This is a genomic window from Micromonospora eburnea (genome assembly GCF_900090225.1).
Classification (GTDB): domain Bacteria; phylum Actinomycetota; class Actinomycetes; order Mycobacteriales; family Micromonosporaceae; genus Micromonospora; species Micromonospora eburnea.
The window spans coordinates 3,053,831-3,068,587 of the sequence record NZ_FMHY01000002.1 but is presented as its reverse complement, the minus strand read 5'-3'; the positions used below and the strand labels follow the sequence as shown (position 1 = coordinate 3,068,587).

Sequence of the window (14,757 nt, the reverse complement as noted above, 5' to 3'; positions counted from 1 at the left end):
GACTCGGATCGTCGCCGCCTCGGCGGGTCACCGTCCAAGACGGATCCAACAGGCGGCGATAAGCAGCGCTTATAATCGATCGATGTCCGACCCGCCGATCCTGGACGCCTGGTTGGACCTGCGCAGGCTGCGCTACTTCGCGGTGCTCGCCGAGGAGCTGCACTTCACCCGGGCGGCCGCCCGGCTGCGCGTCGCCCAGCCCGCGCTCAGCCAGCAGATCCGGGCCCTGGAACGCCAGCTCAACGTGCCGCTCGTGCACCGCACCAGCCGGGGCTGCACCCTGACGGAGGTGGGGGCGCGGGTCGCCGAAGAGGCCACCCGGCTGCTCGCCGAGGTGGACGCGGGCGCCGTCCGCATCCGGGACCTGGTACGCGGGCGGGGCGGTCGGCTCCGGCTGGCGTACACCCGGTCGGCGCGCGGCGGCCGGGTCGACGCGCTGGTCGCCCGGTTCCGGGCAGCCCACCCGGACGTCGAGGTGGTCCCGGAGACGGCCTGGACGGCGCCGAACGTGGCCGGGCTGCTCGCCGGCCGGCTCGACGCGGCGTTCGTCCGTCCGCCGGTCGACGAGCCGGCGTTGGCCTGCCGGACCGTCGACACCGAGGAGCTGCTGCTGGCCCTGCCCGCGGGCCACCCCCTCGCCGCCGGCCGCCGCCGGATCAGCCGGGCCGAGGTGGTCGACCTGCCGGCCGTCATGTGGCCGCGCGAGAACGGCCCCGGCATGTTCGACCGCACCATCGCCCAGGTCTGGCCGCACGGCGGCTTCCGGCTCGTCCGACAGGAGCCGGACGACGAGCAACTGCTCCGGGCGGTGGCGCAGGGAGACGTGGTCGCGGCCGTCCCCGCCGGCCGGGCCCGCGCGCTGCGGCTGCGCGGCGTACGGCTACGCCGCTTCACCGCCCCGGTGCCCACCGTGGACGTCGCCCTGGCCTGGCCACGTGACAGCACGAACCCGGCCCTGCGCCGACTCCTCGCCCTGCTCGACTGAGGCCGGCTGGGCGCCGGCCACGGCGGCCGCCGTCAACGATCCCGACGGGCAGACCTGGCCGGCAGGAGGCTGTGTGTCCGATTCTGATAACCACCGGACCGACTCCGACAGCATGCCCGCCGGCTCATCGGACGATCCCGTCGTCCGATGAGACGGCGATAACGCCGTCGAGTGCGGCCAGGGCAGATTTCAGATCCCCGATGTCACGGCGGCCCTCAACGGTGAGCCGAAGAGCGATCGCACGGGGGTCGGGACCGGCGTCCTGCTGGTTGATCGCGGTATCAACGATGGTGAACCCGTGGCTGGCGCAGGCGGTCAGCACGTCACGCAGGGTGCCTCGACCGTCCAGGTAGACCAGGCGAAGCCGGGCCGGGGCGGACCGGGAGCGGGGGAGTTTGGCCGCGAGCGGGGTGAGCCCGAACACGACGAGGTAGTGCCCGGCGGTCACCACGATCGCGAGCAGCCACAACCCGGCGCCGGCCGCCATCCCGACAGCGGCGGCCACCCACACGACCGCCGCCGTGGTCAGCCCCCGAACGGCATCACGGCGAACGAAGATGAGGCCGCCACCGATGAACCCGATGCCAGAAACGATCTGCGCCGCCACCCGCGAGGGATCGAGCGTGACGTGAGTTCCCAACACGTCGGTGAAGCCGTACTTGGAAACCAGCACGATGAGGGCCGAGCCGAAGCCGACAAGCGTGTGCGTACGAAGGCCGGCGCTCTTCTGCCGGATCTCGCGCTCAAGCCCGATAGCGGCCGACAGCACGAAAGCCAGGACCAGGTCGAGCACCTGCGGCCAGCCCTGGCCGGATGGCTCACCGAATGCCCACGCCGTCATGCGTCCAGGCTAGGGCGTGTGCGGCGGCTACCAGGTCAGATGCTGCACGCCTGATCCTCGCTGGCCGGTGCCGCGCACCAGCTGCCGGCTCGCGCGGGCCACCCTGATCGAACGTTTGCCCAGCGGGACACAGAGAAGCATGAAGAGCGGCAATTCCCTGCCGCTCTTAACATATAGCGCACAGGGGGCCTTGCGACAAGACCGGGTTCGTGGCGCAGAATCTCCGGCCGGAGCCAGAACCTGCGGAAAACAGCGACTCGCCAGGTACGGATTTCGCAAATACGCGCCGCTGGACTGCGCGGAGCAGCTGACCGAAAACAATTAGGGGCCTCATGTTTGACGTGATCATTGCCGGCGGTGGACCCACGGGCCTGATGCTGGCCAGTGAGTTGCGGCTGCACGGCGTGCACGCGCTCGTACTGGAGAAGGAAACGGAGCCGGCCAGATATGTCCGTGCCCTCGGACTGCACGTGCGCAGCATCGAGCTGCTCGACCAGCGCGGTCTGCTGGACCGGTTCCTCGCGCACGGCCGGCAGTACCCGGTCGGCGGCTTCTTCGCCGGCATCGACAAGCCCGCGCCCGACGGCCTGGACACCGCGCATCCCTACGTCCTCGGCATCCCGCAGACCACCACCGACCGGCTGCTGGCGGAGCGGGCCGCCGAACTCGGTGCCGAGATCCGGCGCGGCCGCGAAGTGGTCGGGCTGAGCCAGGACGATCAAGGGGTGACCGTCGAGCTGGCCGACGGCGCGCGGTTGCGCTCGCGCTACCTCGTCGGCTGCGACGGCGGCCGCAGCACGGTACGCAAGCTGCTCGGCGTCGGCTTCCCCGGCGAGCCCACCAGGGTCGAGACGCTGCTGGGCGAGATGGAGGTGGCCGTGCCACCGGAGACCCTGGCCGCCGTGGTGGCCGACGTACGCAAGACCCAGAAGCGGTTCGGCCTCGGGCCCATCGGGGACGGGGTGTACCGGGTCGTCGTGCCCGCCGAGGGGGTGGCCGAGGACCGCTCGGTCCCGCCGACCCTCGACGAGTTCAAGCAACAGCTGCGGGTGTTGGCCGGCACTGACTTCGGCGTGCACTCACCGCGCTGGCTGTCCCGCTTCGGCGACGCCACCCGGCAGGCCGAGCGCTACCGGACCGGCCGGGTGCTGCTGGCCGGCGACGCTGCGCACATCCACCCGCCGACCGGCGGGCAGGGCCTCAACCTCGGCCTCCAGGACGCGTTCAACCTCGGCTGGAAACTGGCCGCCGAGGTCAACGGCTGGGCACCGGCGGATCTGCTGGACAGCTACCACACCGAACGGCACCCGGTGGCCGCCGACGTGCTGGACAACACCCGCGCGCAGATGGAGTTGCTGTCCACCGAGCCGGGCCCCCGGTCGGTGCGCCGGCTGGTGTCGGAACTGATGGATTTCGAGGAGGTCAACCGGTACCTCGTCGAGAAGATCACCGCGATCGGGGTCCGCTACGACTTCGGCGTAGGCCACCACCTGCTCGGCCGGCGGATGCGGGACGTACGGCTGAAGCGGGGCCGCCTCTACGAGCTGACACACGGTGGCCGCGGAGTGCTGCTGGACCAGACCGGCCGGCTCTCGGTGGCGGGCTGGGCGGACCGGGTCGACCACGTCGTCGACGCCAGCGAGGAACTGGACGTGCCCGCCGTGCTGCTACGGCCGGACGGCCACGTGGCGTGGGTCGGTGACGAGCAGCAGGATCTGCTCGACCAGCTGCGTCGGTGGTTCGGCGCCGCCGTCGAGTGAATCCCGGGGGATGGCGAGCCGGGTGCGCGAGGTGCGCCCGCGCGGCTGCGGGCGGCCGGCCGTCCGCCTTGTTAGCGTGGGTCGACGTTCGTCACCGTCGACACGTCCCGGCTGGTCCGCGCCGATAGCGCGACCCCCTCGACCAGTCACCCGCCGCCGGACGGTGGCACCGGCTGACGGTGCGGAGGAGGGGAAGATGACCGACGTGTCGGGCGGGAGGGCGAACCCGCCGGGCCGGCGGCCACGGTGGATGGACCGGGGGCGGGAGCAGGTCCGCCGAGCGGGCCCCCGGCTGATGGCGGTCGCGCGTACGCTGTGGGGCCACCTGCTGCCGGCGTGGCGGAGGCTGCAGGCGGCGGCGGAGGGCGAGGTGCTGTCTCCCCCGCCGGACGAGGTCGTCGAGCACCGGGAGAGGGCGGGCCCGATCACGGTCGCCGCGAAGGGGCACGTGTTCACGTTCAGCGTCCGGGCCGTGCTCACCTGGTCGGCGACCGGCCTGCGTACGGAGACGTTGACCTGGTACGCGCGCTACTTCCTGCCGGCCGTGATCCAGCGGTTGCGGCGGGCCGCGGCGGACCGGGCCCGCGACCTGCCGCCGCACCGGGCGGGTGACCTGGAGGTGGCCCTACAGGCGGCGCTCGCCGCGGAGGGGCCGTGGCGGTACGCCCACGGCGGCGTGAGCGTCGAGTGCCGACCGGAGGTGTGGGTACGCCACGACGAGCGGGTCCAGCAGGCGCTGCGGCCGTACTGGGAACGCATGATCGAGCTGGAGTGTCAGTACGAGCTGTACCTGAAGCGGGCCCGGTACGCCGAGGAGTTGAACCGCCGCTGGGTGACGATCGCGAAGGAGTTCGTCGACGACCCCGCGGGCGGCGAGGAGGCGAGGACGATAAGCGAGGAATTGGCTCGGGCCCGACGGCACATGGCCGCGGAGCGGCAGGCCGCCGCACGGTGGAGCGCCGACCTGATGCGGGACCGGGACCGTCAGGAGGGGATCTTCGAGCCGTTCACCGCCATCGACATCGTCCCGCAGCAGGCGTCCGGATCGGCACAGCAGGCGGACCGGGCGGCGCAGAAGACGGACCGGGCGGCGCAGCAGCCGACGGAGGCCGCCGGGCCGACGAGGAAGCCGCCCGGGCGGGCCAGGGACGCGGCCGGGCGGCCCGCCGAGGCCCCGCGGGCCGAGGGCGGTGTGCCGCAGCCCGGTCCGGAGGACCGGCGCTGAGGCGGTTCAGCCCGGTACCGTGTCGCCCGACTGGGCCCGCCGGGCGCGCAGGAACGCGGCGAGTCCCGTCCCGTCCTGGGTGGCCAGGAACGCACCCCGTGCGCTGAGCAGGGTCTCGTCGGCGTGGGGCAGGCAGCCCCACACCGTGTCGCCCCAGGAGTCGGCGAGTTTCACCTCGGCCGGCGCCGTGCACGCCTCGCCGCGCGGGCCGCCGATCTGGCAGCGGGCCGGCGCGCCGCCCCGTCGGCTGACCCGCTCGGCGGCCTCGCGGATCAGCGAGAACGGGGCCATCCCGCCGTCATGCGGGCCGCGGGACTGCTCGGGTACGGCCTGGCGTTGTCCGAAAACGACCACGGTGCCGTCGGGGTCGGTGGTGCGGCACTCACCGCCTGGGGCGTGCTCGGGGTGTCCGGCCCGCTCGACGGCGTGCCCGGCGGCGGCCAGGCGGTCGACCACCGCCGCGAGGTCGTCCACGTAGAGGTAGATGAGCAGGGGCAGCTCGACGGTGATCAGGCGTGGGGTGACCTCGGCGAGCAGCAGGGCCTGCTCCGCACACCGCAGGTACGACCAGCGGGACTCGCCGTCACCGCCGCTGAGCAGCTCGGAGTAGCCGAAGAGCTCGTAGAAGCGTCGCGCGGCGTCGGTGTCCGCGACGTACAGCACCGGCACCTGGGCCCGCACTCCGTTCTGCACCGCGCCACTGTACCCATTGCCGATGTGTAAATCACGTCTTGGGGATCAGGTTTCTGTGGCCGCACGGCCGCCCGCGTCTAACCGCAAGACTTGCTGGTCGACGCCGACTCGTTCCGGGCCGACCTGGCCGAGCTGGCCGCCCCTGGTGCGCGACACGCCCCGCGTGGCATATTCGGCCGGACACCCGGGCCGCTGCCCGAACCGCTCGTCGCACGCTGGCGGGAACGATCGCCGCACCCGGTCACCGAACTGGCCGATACCCGATCCCGACGACCGGCGGCCCGACCGCCGCCATCGTCCGGCACTGAACGGCGCGTGAAGGAGCAGGAAATGAACCTCGCCTCGATCCTCGTCGACTCGGCCGCCCGTGACCCGCGGCGGCCGGCCCTCAGGCTCGGCGACCGGACGGTCAGCTACGCCGAGCTGGACGACGCCTCGGCCCGGTGCGCCGGCTACCTGCGGGCCCAGGGGGTGGTCCCCGGCGACCGGGTGGCGTTGATGCTGCCGAACGTGCCCGAGTTCGCGGTGGGCTACTACGGCATCCTGCGCGCCGGCGCGGTGGTCGTACCGATGAACCCGCTGCTCAAGCCCCGGGAGGTCGACTACTACCTGGAGGACTCCGGGGCGCGCGGCATCCTCGCCTGGCACACCACGGAGCAGGCCGGCGTCGACCGGGCCGACGGGGTGAGCACGATCGTGACGCCCGACGGTCTCGCCGCGCTGCTGGCCGGGTACGAGCCGGCGGCCGGGCTGGTCGAGCGGGCCGGCGACGACACCGCCGTCATCCTCTACACCTCCGGCACCACCGGGCAGCCGAAGGGCGCCGAGCTGACCCACGAGAACCTGCGCCGCAACGTCGAGGTCACCGGGGCGACCCTGCTCGGGCTGGACGCGGACGACGTGATGTTCGGCGCGCTGCCGCTGTTCCACTCGTTCGGCCAGACCGTCGCGCTGAACTGCGCGGTCGCCGTCGGGGCCTGCCTGGCCCTGCTGCCACGCTTCGACGCCGCGCAGGCGCTGGAGGTCCTGGTCCGCGACCGGGCCAGCGTCTTCGCCGGGGTGCCGACCATGTACGCGGCGCTGCTGGCCGCCGCCGGCGACGGCGAGCCGGACCTGTCCGCGCTGCGGACCTGCGTCTCCGGCGGGGCGGCGATGCCGGTGGAGCTGCTGCGCCGGTTCGAGGAGAAGTTCGGCTGCGTGATCCTGGAGGGTTACGGCCTCTCCGAGACCTCACCCGTCGCCTCGTTCAACCATCCGGACCGGCCACGCAAGCCGGGCACCATCGGCACCCCGATCGACGGCGTGGAGATGGACGTGCGCACCGCCGACGGCACGCCGGCCGCGACCGGCGAGATCGGCGAGATCGTGATCCGCGGGCACAACGTCATGAAGGGCTACTGGCAGCGGCCGGAGGCGACCGCCGAGGCGATCGTCGACGGCTGGTTCCGCACCGGCGACCTGGGCACCCGGGACGCCGACGGCTACTACCGCATCGTCGACCGCACCAAGGACCTGGTGATCCGCGGCGGCTTCAACGTGTACCCGCGCGAGGTCGAGGAGGTGCTCTACGAGCACCCGGCCGTCGCCGAGGCGGCGGTCCTCGGGACCCCACACCCGACCCTCGGCGAGGAGGTGGTGGCGGTGGTCGCGCTGCGTCCCGGCGCTTCCGCCACGCCGGAGGAGCTGCGGGAGTACGTGCGGGGACAGCTCGCGGCGTACAAGTACCCGCGCCAGGTGTGGGTCGTGCCGGCCCTGCCGAAGGGGCCCACCGGCAAGATCCTCAAGCGCTCCATCACCGTCCCGCCGCCGGCCGCCGGCTGACGGTCGCGGGCCGAGCCGTCGCGGTGGCCGCCACCTGGCACCGCGACGGTCACCGGCAGGGCGCGTACGGGCTGCGGCAGCGCCGCCGGCCCGCGGATCCTCGTGCAGCCGCCAGAGCGCCTCGACCTCCCGGCCGTCAGGCAGGACGCGGGTAGGGCCGCCGTCGATCGGGACGCGCGCCCGGCCCAGCTGACGGGGGCGACACCTCAAATTAAGCGACGATCTTCCATGCGTCTATTGAAATTTCTCTCCACCCTGTGACCTAATACTGACAGTTCCTTTCACCTGCCGCACCGCGGCTACCCCCAGGGAGGAAAGATGAAACGTCCCCTGCGATCAGCGCTGCGTACGGCCGGCGCCGCCCTGCTCACCACCGTCGCCATGGCCGCCTCGGCCCTGGTCGGCGCGACGCCCGCCAGCGCCGCGCCGGCCGGCCTGCCCGGCATGGATGTCTCCGGCTGGCAGGGCAACGTGAACTGGTCCGCCGCCTGGAACAACGGCGCCCGGTTCGCGTACGTGAAGGCCACCGAGGGCACCGGCTACACCAACCCGTACTTCGCCCAGCAGTACAACGGCTCGTACAACGTCGGCATGATCCGCGGGTCGTACCACTTCGCCCGGCCGGACGTCTCCAGCGGCGCCACCCAGGCCAACTACTTCGTCGACCACGGCGGCGGCTGGTCCAAGGACGGCAAGACCCTGCCGGGCGCGCTCGACATCGAGTACAACCCGTATGGCGCGACCTGCTACGGGCTGAGCCAGGCTTCGATGCGTAGCTGGATCGCCTCGTTCGTCAACCAGTACTACGCCCGCACCGGCCGGTGGGCCACCATCTACACCACCACCGACTGGTGGAGCACCTGCACCGGCAACACCTCGCAGTTCGCCGCCAATAACCCGCTCTGGATCGCCCGCTACTCCAGCAGCGTCGGCACCCTGCCGGCCGGCTGGGGGGTCTACTCCTTCTGGCAGTGGGCCGACTCGGGCACCTTCCCCGGCGACCAGAACGTCTGGAACGGCACCCTGGACCGGCTCAAGGTGCTGGCCTGCAACGGACCCTGCTGACCCAGGTCCGGTGGCGGGTTGCCCTTCCGGCCACTCCGGCCCGGCGTCTCTGACGCCACGCCGTGACCCGGAAGCAGCCGCCCGCCACCGGCGGCATCCGTCCCGATAGGAGGTCCCGATGTCCGTTCCCGTGCCCCGCCGGGCCGTGCTGCGCGGCGCGGTCCTGCTCGGCGCCGCCGCCGGCGCCACCGCGCTCACCCAGATCGGCGACCACGACGCGCGGGCCGTCGCCACCCGGATCGACCAGCCGGAGATCGCCAACTGCGCGACCTGGGGTGCCCGCCCACCCTCGACCAACGTGAGCGTGGTGCAGAGCCGCCCCAACAAGATCATCATTCATCACACGGCATTTCCGAACACCACCGACTACAGCCTGGCGCAGGCATACCGGAACTCGCGTGACATCCAGAACCTGCACATGGACACCAACGGCTGGCTCGACTCCGGGCAGCACTTCACCAACAGCCGCGGTGGCTACCTGACGGAGGGCCGGCACGGCAGCCTGTACGCGCTGCTGCACGGACAGACCATGGTGCAGGGCGCGCACTGCGTCGGGCAGAACAGCCAGGCCATCGGCATCGAGAACGACGGCATCTACCTCGACGTGCAGCCGCCGAAGGCGCTCTGGGACAGCCTGGTGTGGTTCTGCGCGTTCACCTGCCAGCAGTACGGCATCCCGTCCAGCGAGATCTACGGGCACAAGGACTTCAACAACACCCAGTGCCCCGGCCTGCTGCACGACAGACTGCCCGAACTACGCACCGCCGTCGCCGCCCGCCTCGGCGGCTGACCGGCATCCCGTCCTCGCCCGTCGATCATGGAGTTGTGGCACCCGTCTGGTGGCCGTTCGCCGCTCTCGGACCCGACCACAGCTCCATGATCAGCACGAGCTGGCGGCGCAGGTGGGTGGAGCCGGGGACCGCCACAGCGTCATGGTCTCCACCGGCCATTCCCACGTTCGGCCAGGCCCGTCGGCGGCGGTGTCCGCCGGGCCCTCGGATTTTGGGGCGGGACGAAACGTGAAGGCGGAATGTCGGTGACCTCGGGCAGACTCTCGGCCATGTCGCCCCGATCCGTCGCCGAACTCCTCGCGGTCGTCCAGTCCGGCCGGCCGACAAAGTTCCTGCACTTCTGGGGCCACCGCCCGCAGCGCGACGGCGGCGTCGGCGCCGGTTGCCTGAGCCAGTGGTGGCCCGCGCCGTTCATCGTGGACGGCCGGACCTATGCCACCGCCGAGCACTGGATGATGTGGCAGAAGGCCACCCTGTTCGGCGACCCGGAGGTGGCCGACCGCATCCTCGCCGCCGGGCATCCGCAGCGGGCCAAGGCCCTCGGCCGGCAGGTCCGCGGCTTCGACGAGGCGACCTGGGTGGCCCGCCGCTACGAGCTCGTGGTGGCCGGCAACGTGGCCAAGTTCGGCCAGCACGAGGAGTTGGGCCGATTCCTGCTCGGCACCGGTGAACGGGTGCTGGTCGAGGCGAGCCCGGTGGACCGGATCTGGGGCATCGGCCTGGCCGCCGACGATCCGCGCGCCGCGGATCCCGCGCGGTGGCGGGGCGAGAACCTGCTCGGCTTCGCGCTGATGGAAGCCCGTGCCGCGCTGCGCGAGGCCCTGGCGTGACCGACGCGGGTGAGCGGGCGGCGGTTCGGCAAGTCGTTCTGGTTCACGCCGGAGGGGGACGCCGCCACCCGGTCGGGGCCGACGCCTGACGGCCCGGGGCCGGGCGGGTAACGTGCTGCGGCGTGACCGTCGCACCGTACTCGTACTGCTCGTACTGCGGCGCCGCCTACCCGGCGGAGGCCGATTGGCCCCGCGTCTGTGCGACCTGCGGCGGCACGGTGTGGCGCAATCCGCTGCCCGTCGCGGTGGCGGTCCTACCGGTGCGGACGCCGGCCGGGCTCGGCGTGGTGGTGGTCCGCCGGGACATCGAGCCGGCCCGCGGCCAGCTCGCGCTGCCCGGCGGCTTCATCGAGTACGGCGAGGAGTGGGACGAGGCGCTGGTCCGGGAGTTGCGTGAGGAGACCGGCCTGCTGGCCGAGGTCGGGCAGGCGCGGCTGTTCGCGGTGCACGGGGCGCCGGCCGGCGGCACCATGATGGTCTTCGGCGTCCTGCCGGAACGGGCCGTCGGGGACCTCCCGCCATCGACGCCGACCGAGGAGGCCACCGAGTGGCTGGTCGTCACCGAGCCGGTCGAGCTGGCCTTCTCCACCCACACCCGGGTGCTCGCCGACTTCCTGGCCGGTCAGTCGCCGGTCTGAGCCACCGGCCCCTCCCCCGCCGGCAACAACTCGCTGACTCGTCCCGCTCACCGCCACCGGCAGACTACCCATAAGTCCTACCGGGTTGATAGGTTACTTCCGCTCGCCGGATGTTCGAACACCTCGGCGTAGCCACCCCTGAGCCCAGAGCGGAGGCGCCATGACCCGCTGGATCCCCGACCCGAGTTTCTATCCCTCGCCTCGCGAGGCGCTCACCGCACCCGCCGAGAAGCTGGCGTACGTCGCCGCCTTCGACCGGACGGCGCAGCGCCCCGACGCCATCGCGGTGCTCGACACCGACCCCGACTCCGACGCGTACGGGCAGGTGGTGGGCTGGACCGAACTGCCCTTCACCGGCGACGAGCTGCACCACTTCGGCTGGAACGCGTGCAGCAGCGCACTCTGCCCGACCGCGCCCCATCCGCACGTGGAACGGCGCTACCTGATCGTGCCCGGACTGCGGTCGTCCCGGATCCACGTCCTGGACACCGGGCCCGACCCGCGACAGCCCCGGCTGGTCAAGGTGATCGGCCCCGAAGAGCTCGCCGGACGGGCCGGATACTCGCGCCCGCACACCGTGCACTGCGGGCCCGACGGCATCTACGTCTCCGCGCTGGGCGGCGCCGACGGGCAGGAGGGGCCGGGCGGCATCGCCGTACTGGACCACACCTCGTTCGAGGTACGCGGAGCGTGGGAAGCCGACCGGGGACCGCAGTTCCTGGCGTACGACTTCTGGTGGCACTACACCCGGGACGTGCTGGTCACCAGCGAATGGGGCACGCCGTCGATGGTCGAGGACGGCATCATCGGCGAGCTGCTGCTCGGCCGCCGGTACGGGCACGCCATCCACTTCTGGGACCTGGCGAAGCGCCGGCACGTGCAGCGCGTCGACCTCGGCGACCAGTACCAGATGCCCCTGGAGCTACGCCCGGCGCACGACCCGACGAAGACGTACGGGTTCGTCGGCGTGGTGGTCAGCGTCGAGGACCTCTCCGCCTCGATCTGGCTCTGGCACCGCGACGGCGACGCCTGGGCGGTGACCAAGGTGATCGACATCCCGGCCGAGCCGGCCGACCCGGCCGACCTGCCCGACCTGCTCAAGCCCTTCGGTGCGGTGCCACCCCTGGTCACCGACATCGACCTATCCGTGGACGACCGGTTCCTCTACGTCTCCTGCTGGGGTACCGGCGAGCTGATCCAGTACGACGTCAGCGACCCGTTGCACCCGGTGCGGACCGGCTCGGTCCGCTTGGGCGGCATCGTCGCGCGGACCGCCCACCCCGCCTTCCCCGACGAACCGCTCTCCGGTGGCCCGCAGATGGTCGAGATCAGCCGGGACGGGCGACGGGTCTACGTCAGCAACTCCCTGTACGGCTCGTGGGACGACCAGTTCTACCCTGAGGGGGTGGGTGCCTGGCTGGCCAAGCTGGACGTCGATCCGGAACGCGGCGGCCTGACTCCCGACCCGCGCTTCTTCCCGCGCGGTGACGACTTCCGGGGGCTGCGGGTGCACCAGACTCGGTTGCAGGGCGGCGACGCGTCCTCCGACTCGTACTGCTTCCCGTGACCGGTGTGACCTGGGCGGCGCTGGCCGGCCTCGGCGCGTTCCACGGCGTGAACCCGGCGATGGGCTGGCTGTTCGCGGTCGCCCGGGGTCTACAGGAACGCCGCCGGGCGGCGCTGCTGGGGGCGCTGCCGCCGATCGCGGCCGGCCACCTCGCCTCGGTAGCGGTGGTCGCGGCGCTGGTCACCGCGACCCGTTCGGCGACGGCGAGCACGGCGGTCGCAATCGGCGGCGGCGTGCTGCTGGTCGGGTTCGGGCTGTGGCGGCTGCTCTCCGAGCGGCACTTCCGCTGGGCGGGGATGCGCCTGTCACCGCCCCAACTCGCCGCCTGGTCCTTCCTGATGTCCTCGGCGCACGGCGCGGGGTTGATGCTGCTGCCGGTGCTGCTCGCCGAACCGTCGGTGGACGCGGGACCGCACGCCGGGCACCTCGCCGCCGCGCCGGCCGGTGCGCTGACCGGGCTGGCGGCGGCGGGCGTGCACACCGTGGCCATGCTCGGCGTCGCGTCGGCGGTGGCCCTGCTCGTGTACCAGGTGTTCGGCGTCGGTGTGCTGCGCCGCGCGTGGTTCAACGTGGACCGGCTCTGGGCCGGGGTGCTGGTGGCCGCCGGTGTGGTGACGCTGATCGGCGCGACCTGAGCCGCCACCCCGGGTCGCAGCACCTGCCTAGGGCACGCTCAGGTACGCGGGCGGCACCGCGTCGGTGAGCCAAACACTGTTGGCGGTGCGGTAGAAGACGTAGCCGTTCTCGGCCATCGCGGCGGCGTCAACGGTCAGCACCACCACCGCACCGCCTCGCCGGGCGCCCACCCGCCGGGCGGTCTCCACGTCCGGCGACAGGTGCACGTGGTGCCGGCGGCCCCGGCGCAGCCCCTCGACGCGGATCGCCGGCACCACACTGTCGCTCGTACCGTGGAACAGCCGGTCGGGCGGGGTCGCCGAGGCCAGCCCCAGGTCGACCGGGACGGAATGGCCCTGGTTGGCCCGGACCCGGTCGACGCCGTCGGGCCCGCGCTCGACGGCGAAACGCCGCTTGTCGTTGCCGGCGACCACGGCGTCGAACTGGGTGCGGGTGATCCGCAGCGCGGCGAGCAGGTCGGCGACCGGCGCCCAGCCGGCCCGGTCGAGAGTCAGGCCGAACCGGTCCGGACGGTGCCGCAACGCCAGGGACATCCGCTTGCTCACCCGGACCAGATCACGATGATCCACGCCGACAGTGTGCCGCCCCGCCCCGGCCCGCTCCACCCGTTATCGACCACGGTCGACCGGCGGCAGCGCACCCGACCGGCTCCAGGGCGGCGATCCGGTCGGGCGCGCACACCATCCCGCGACCTCGTCACCCGCGTCGGGGTCAGCCACTCCGCGGCCAGGTCAGGCGGCGGCCCGATCCGGCAGCGGGCGGCGCCGGCGCGCCGGGTCGGTGAGCACTGGCGGCGACCAGGCCCCGTCCGGCTGGTAGAGGTTGGTGCCGGGCGGGACGATCTCGTCGATCCGGTCCAGCACGGCGTCGTCGAGGGTGAGCGTGGCGCCCTTGAGCAGCCCTTCCAACTGCTCCATGGTGCGCGGCCCGATGATCGCCGAGGTGACCGCCGGGTGGGCGACCGTGAATGCGACAGCCAGCTCCGGCAGACTGCACCCGACCTCCTCGGCGAGCGCGGCCAGGCTCTCGACGGCGGCGTACTTGGCGGCGTTGCCGGGTAGCGCCGGATCGAACCGGGCCGGGGTGATCGCCGGCCGACCGGCGGTCATGTCCACCGGCCGCCCCTGCCGGTAGCGGCCGGAGAGGAAACCGGAGGCCAGCGGGCTCCACACCAGGACTCCCATGCCGTAGCGCTGGCAAACCGGGAGCACCCCGGTCTCGATCCCCCGGGCCATGATCGAGTACGGCGGCTGCTCGGTGCGGAACCGGCCGAGCGCGCGCCGGTCGGCGACGTGGTACGCCTCCACGATCTCCTCGGCCGGGAAGGTGGAGCAGCCGAAGGCGCGGATCTTGCCGGCCCGCACCAGGTCGGTGAGCGCGCCGAGGGTCTCCTCGACGTCGGTCGTGTGGTCGGGCCGGTGCACCTGGTAGAGGTCGATCCAGTCGGTGCCCAGGCGGCGCAGGCTCTCCTCGACCTCCCGGATGATCCAGCGCCGCGAGTTGCCGCCCCGGTTGGGCCCCTCCCCCATCGGGAAGTGCACCTTCGTCGCGAGGACCACGTCGTCCCGGCGGCCGCGCAGCGCCTTGCCGACGATGACCTCCGACTCACCCGCGGAGTACATGTCGGCGGTGTCCACGAAGTTGACGCCCTGGTCGAGGGCGGCGTGGACGATGCGTACGCAGTCGTCGTGGTCCGGGTTGCCGACCGCGCCGAACATCATCGTGCCGAGACAGTGGACGCTCACCTGGATGCCGGTGCCGCCGAGTACGCGATAGCGCACAGTTGTTCCTTCCCACGGAGGTTCGCGCCCGCCGAATTCGGTTGGCGGGCGGTCCGGCCACCGTAGGATTTCGAGTGCACTCGAGGTCAACCGGACCGGCCCGGACACGGCCGGCAGCTCCCGG

General features: G+C 72.5%; 14 protein-coding genes. 10 read left to right on the top strand and 4 right to left on the bottom strand.

Translation table 11 applies throughout. The features are described 5' to 3' along the window. Positions 1–82 precede the first annotated feature (82 nt). Positions 83–985 carry a LysR family transcriptional regulator gene (locus GA0070604_RS14060; RefSeq protein ID WP_244161893.1) on the top strand — a complete coding sequence of 301 codons (903 nt, stop codon included), beginning with the start codon at positions 83–85 and terminating at the stop codon, positions 983–985. Between the two features lie 124 nt (positions 986–1,109). On the opposite strand, the gene GA0070604_RS14055 is transcribed toward GA0070604_RS14060, so the two are convergent. Next, the gene (locus GA0070604_RS14055; protein ID WP_244161892.1) at positions 1,110–1,778 is read right to left on the bottom strand and encodes an MgtC/SapB family protein; all 669 of its coding nucleotides are present in this window, start codon (positions 1,776–1,778) and stop codon (positions 1,110–1,112) included. A gap of 380 nt (positions 1,779–2,158) precedes the next feature. Between GA0070604_RS14055 and rox the strand changes: the two genes are divergently transcribed. Beyond that, positions 2,159–3,586, top strand: a complete 1,428-nt coding sequence (gene rox / locus GA0070604_RS14050) for a rifampin monooxygenase (protein WP_091118358.1) — start codon at positions 2,159–2,161, stop codon at positions 3,584–3,586. A gap of 196 nt (positions 3,587–3,782) precedes the next feature. Next, positions 3,783–4,811: a hypothetical protein gene (locus GA0070604_RS14045; protein ID WP_208602045.1), complete on the top strand. Its 1,029-nt coding sequence runs from the start codon at positions 3,783–3,785 to the stop codon at positions 4,809–4,811. 6 nt (positions 4,812–4,817) lie between these two features. Here GA0070604_RS14045 and GA0070604_RS32980 read toward each other — a convergent pair whose 3' ends face one another. Next, entirely contained in the window at positions 4,818–5,504 is a 687-nt protein-coding gene (locus GA0070604_RS32980; protein WP_091118357.1) for a VOC family protein, read from the bottom strand. 330 nt (positions 5,505–5,834) lie between these two features. Here GA0070604_RS32980 and GA0070604_RS14035 point away from each other — a divergent pair, with 330 nt between their 5' ends. The 7 genes from GA0070604_RS14035 (at position 5,835) to GA0070604_RS14005 (ending at position 12,851) form a co-directional block, all read left to right on the top strand. Further along, positions 5,835–7,325 carry a long-chain-fatty-acid--CoA ligase gene (locus GA0070604_RS14035; protein ID WP_091127113.1) on the top strand — a complete coding sequence of 497 codons (1,491 nt, stop codon included), beginning with the start codon at positions 5,835–5,837 and terminating at the stop codon, positions 7,323–7,325. Positions 7,326–7,643: 318 nt separating this feature from the next. Then, the gene (locus GA0070604_RS14030) at positions 7,644–8,390 is read left to right on the top strand and encodes a lysozyme (RefSeq protein WP_091118356.1); all 747 of its coding nucleotides are present in this window, start codon (positions 7,644–7,646) and stop codon (positions 8,388–8,390) included. Positions 8,391–8,508: 118 nt separating this feature from the next. After that, positions 8,509–9,180, top strand: coding sequence for a peptidoglycan recognition protein family protein (locus GA0070604_RS14025; protein ID WP_091118355.1), 672 nt, complete (start codon positions 8,509–8,511; stop codon positions 9,178–9,180). Positions 9,181–9,420: 240 nt separating this feature from the next. After that, positions 9,421–10,011, top strand: a complete 591-nt coding sequence (locus tag GA0070604_RS14020) for an NADAR family protein (RefSeq protein WP_091118354.1) — start codon at positions 9,421–9,423, stop codon at positions 10,009–10,011. Between the two features lie 122 nt (positions 10,012–10,133). Then, complete coding sequence (locus GA0070604_RS14015) at positions 10,134–10,649, top strand: NUDIX domain-containing protein (RefSeq protein WP_091118353.1); 516 nt, start codon at positions 10,134–10,136, stop codon at positions 10,647–10,649. Positions 10,650–10,809: 160 nt separating this feature from the next. Then, the gene (locus GA0070604_RS14010; RefSeq protein WP_091118352.1) at positions 10,810–12,216 is read left to right on the top strand and encodes a selenium-binding family protein; all 1,407 of its coding nucleotides are present in this window, start codon (positions 10,810–10,812) and stop codon (positions 12,214–12,216) included. Continuing rightward, on the top strand, positions 12,213–12,851 hold the full coding sequence (locus tag GA0070604_RS14005; RefSeq protein WP_091118351.1) for a hypothetical protein: 639 nt from the start codon (positions 12,213–12,215) through the stop codon (positions 12,849–12,851). The genes GA0070604_RS14010 and GA0070604_RS14005 overlap by 4 nt, the downstream gene beginning before the upstream one ends. 27 nt (positions 12,852–12,878) lie before the next feature. Here GA0070604_RS14005 and GA0070604_RS14000 read toward each other — a convergent pair whose 3' ends face one another. Beyond that, positions 12,879–13,421: an RNA 2'-phosphotransferase gene (locus tag GA0070604_RS14000; protein WP_091127112.1), complete on the bottom strand. Its 543-nt coding sequence runs from the start codon at positions 13,419–13,421 to the stop codon at positions 12,879–12,881. 162 nt (positions 13,422–13,583) lie between these two features. Then, the gene (locus tag GA0070604_RS13995; protein WP_091118350.1) at positions 13,584–14,633 is read right to left on the bottom strand and encodes an aldo/keto reductase; all 1,050 of its coding nucleotides are present in this window, start codon (positions 14,631–14,633) and stop codon (positions 13,584–13,586) included. Between the last annotated feature and the right edge of the window lie 124 nt (positions 14,634–14,757).

Excerpts from the sequence above, each read along its gene's own strand:
- GA0070604_RS14060 (WP_244161893.1), top strand. The coding sequence starts at position 83 with ATGTCCGACCCGCCGATCCTGGACGCCTGGTTGGACCTGCGCAGGCTG.
- rox (WP_091118358.1), top strand. The coding sequence starts at position 2,159 with ATGTTTGACGTGATCATTGCCGGCGGTGGACCCACGGGCCTGATGCTG.
- GA0070604_RS14045 (WP_208602045.1), top strand. The coding sequence starts at position 3,783 with ATGACCGACGTGTCGGGCGGGAGGGCGAACCCGCCGGGCCGGCGGCCA.
- GA0070604_RS14035 (WP_091127113.1), top strand. The coding sequence starts at position 5,835 with ATGAACCTCGCCTCGATCCTCGTCGACTCGGCCGCCCGTGACCCGCGG.
- GA0070604_RS14030 (WP_091118356.1), top strand. The coding sequence starts at position 7,644 with ATGAAACGTCCCCTGCGATCAGCGCTGCGTACGGCCGGCGCCGCCCTG.
- GA0070604_RS14025 (WP_091118355.1), top strand. The coding sequence starts at position 8,509 with ATGTCCGTTCCCGTGCCCCGCCGGGCCGTGCTGCGCGGCGCGGTCCTG.
- GA0070604_RS14020 (WP_091118354.1), top strand. The coding sequence starts at position 9,421 with ATGTCGGTGACCTCGGGCAGACTCTCGGCCATGTCGCCCCGATCCGTC.
- GA0070604_RS14010 (WP_091118352.1), top strand. The coding sequence starts at position 10,810 with ATGACCCGCTGGATCCCCGACCCGAGTTTCTATCCCTCGCCTCGCGAG.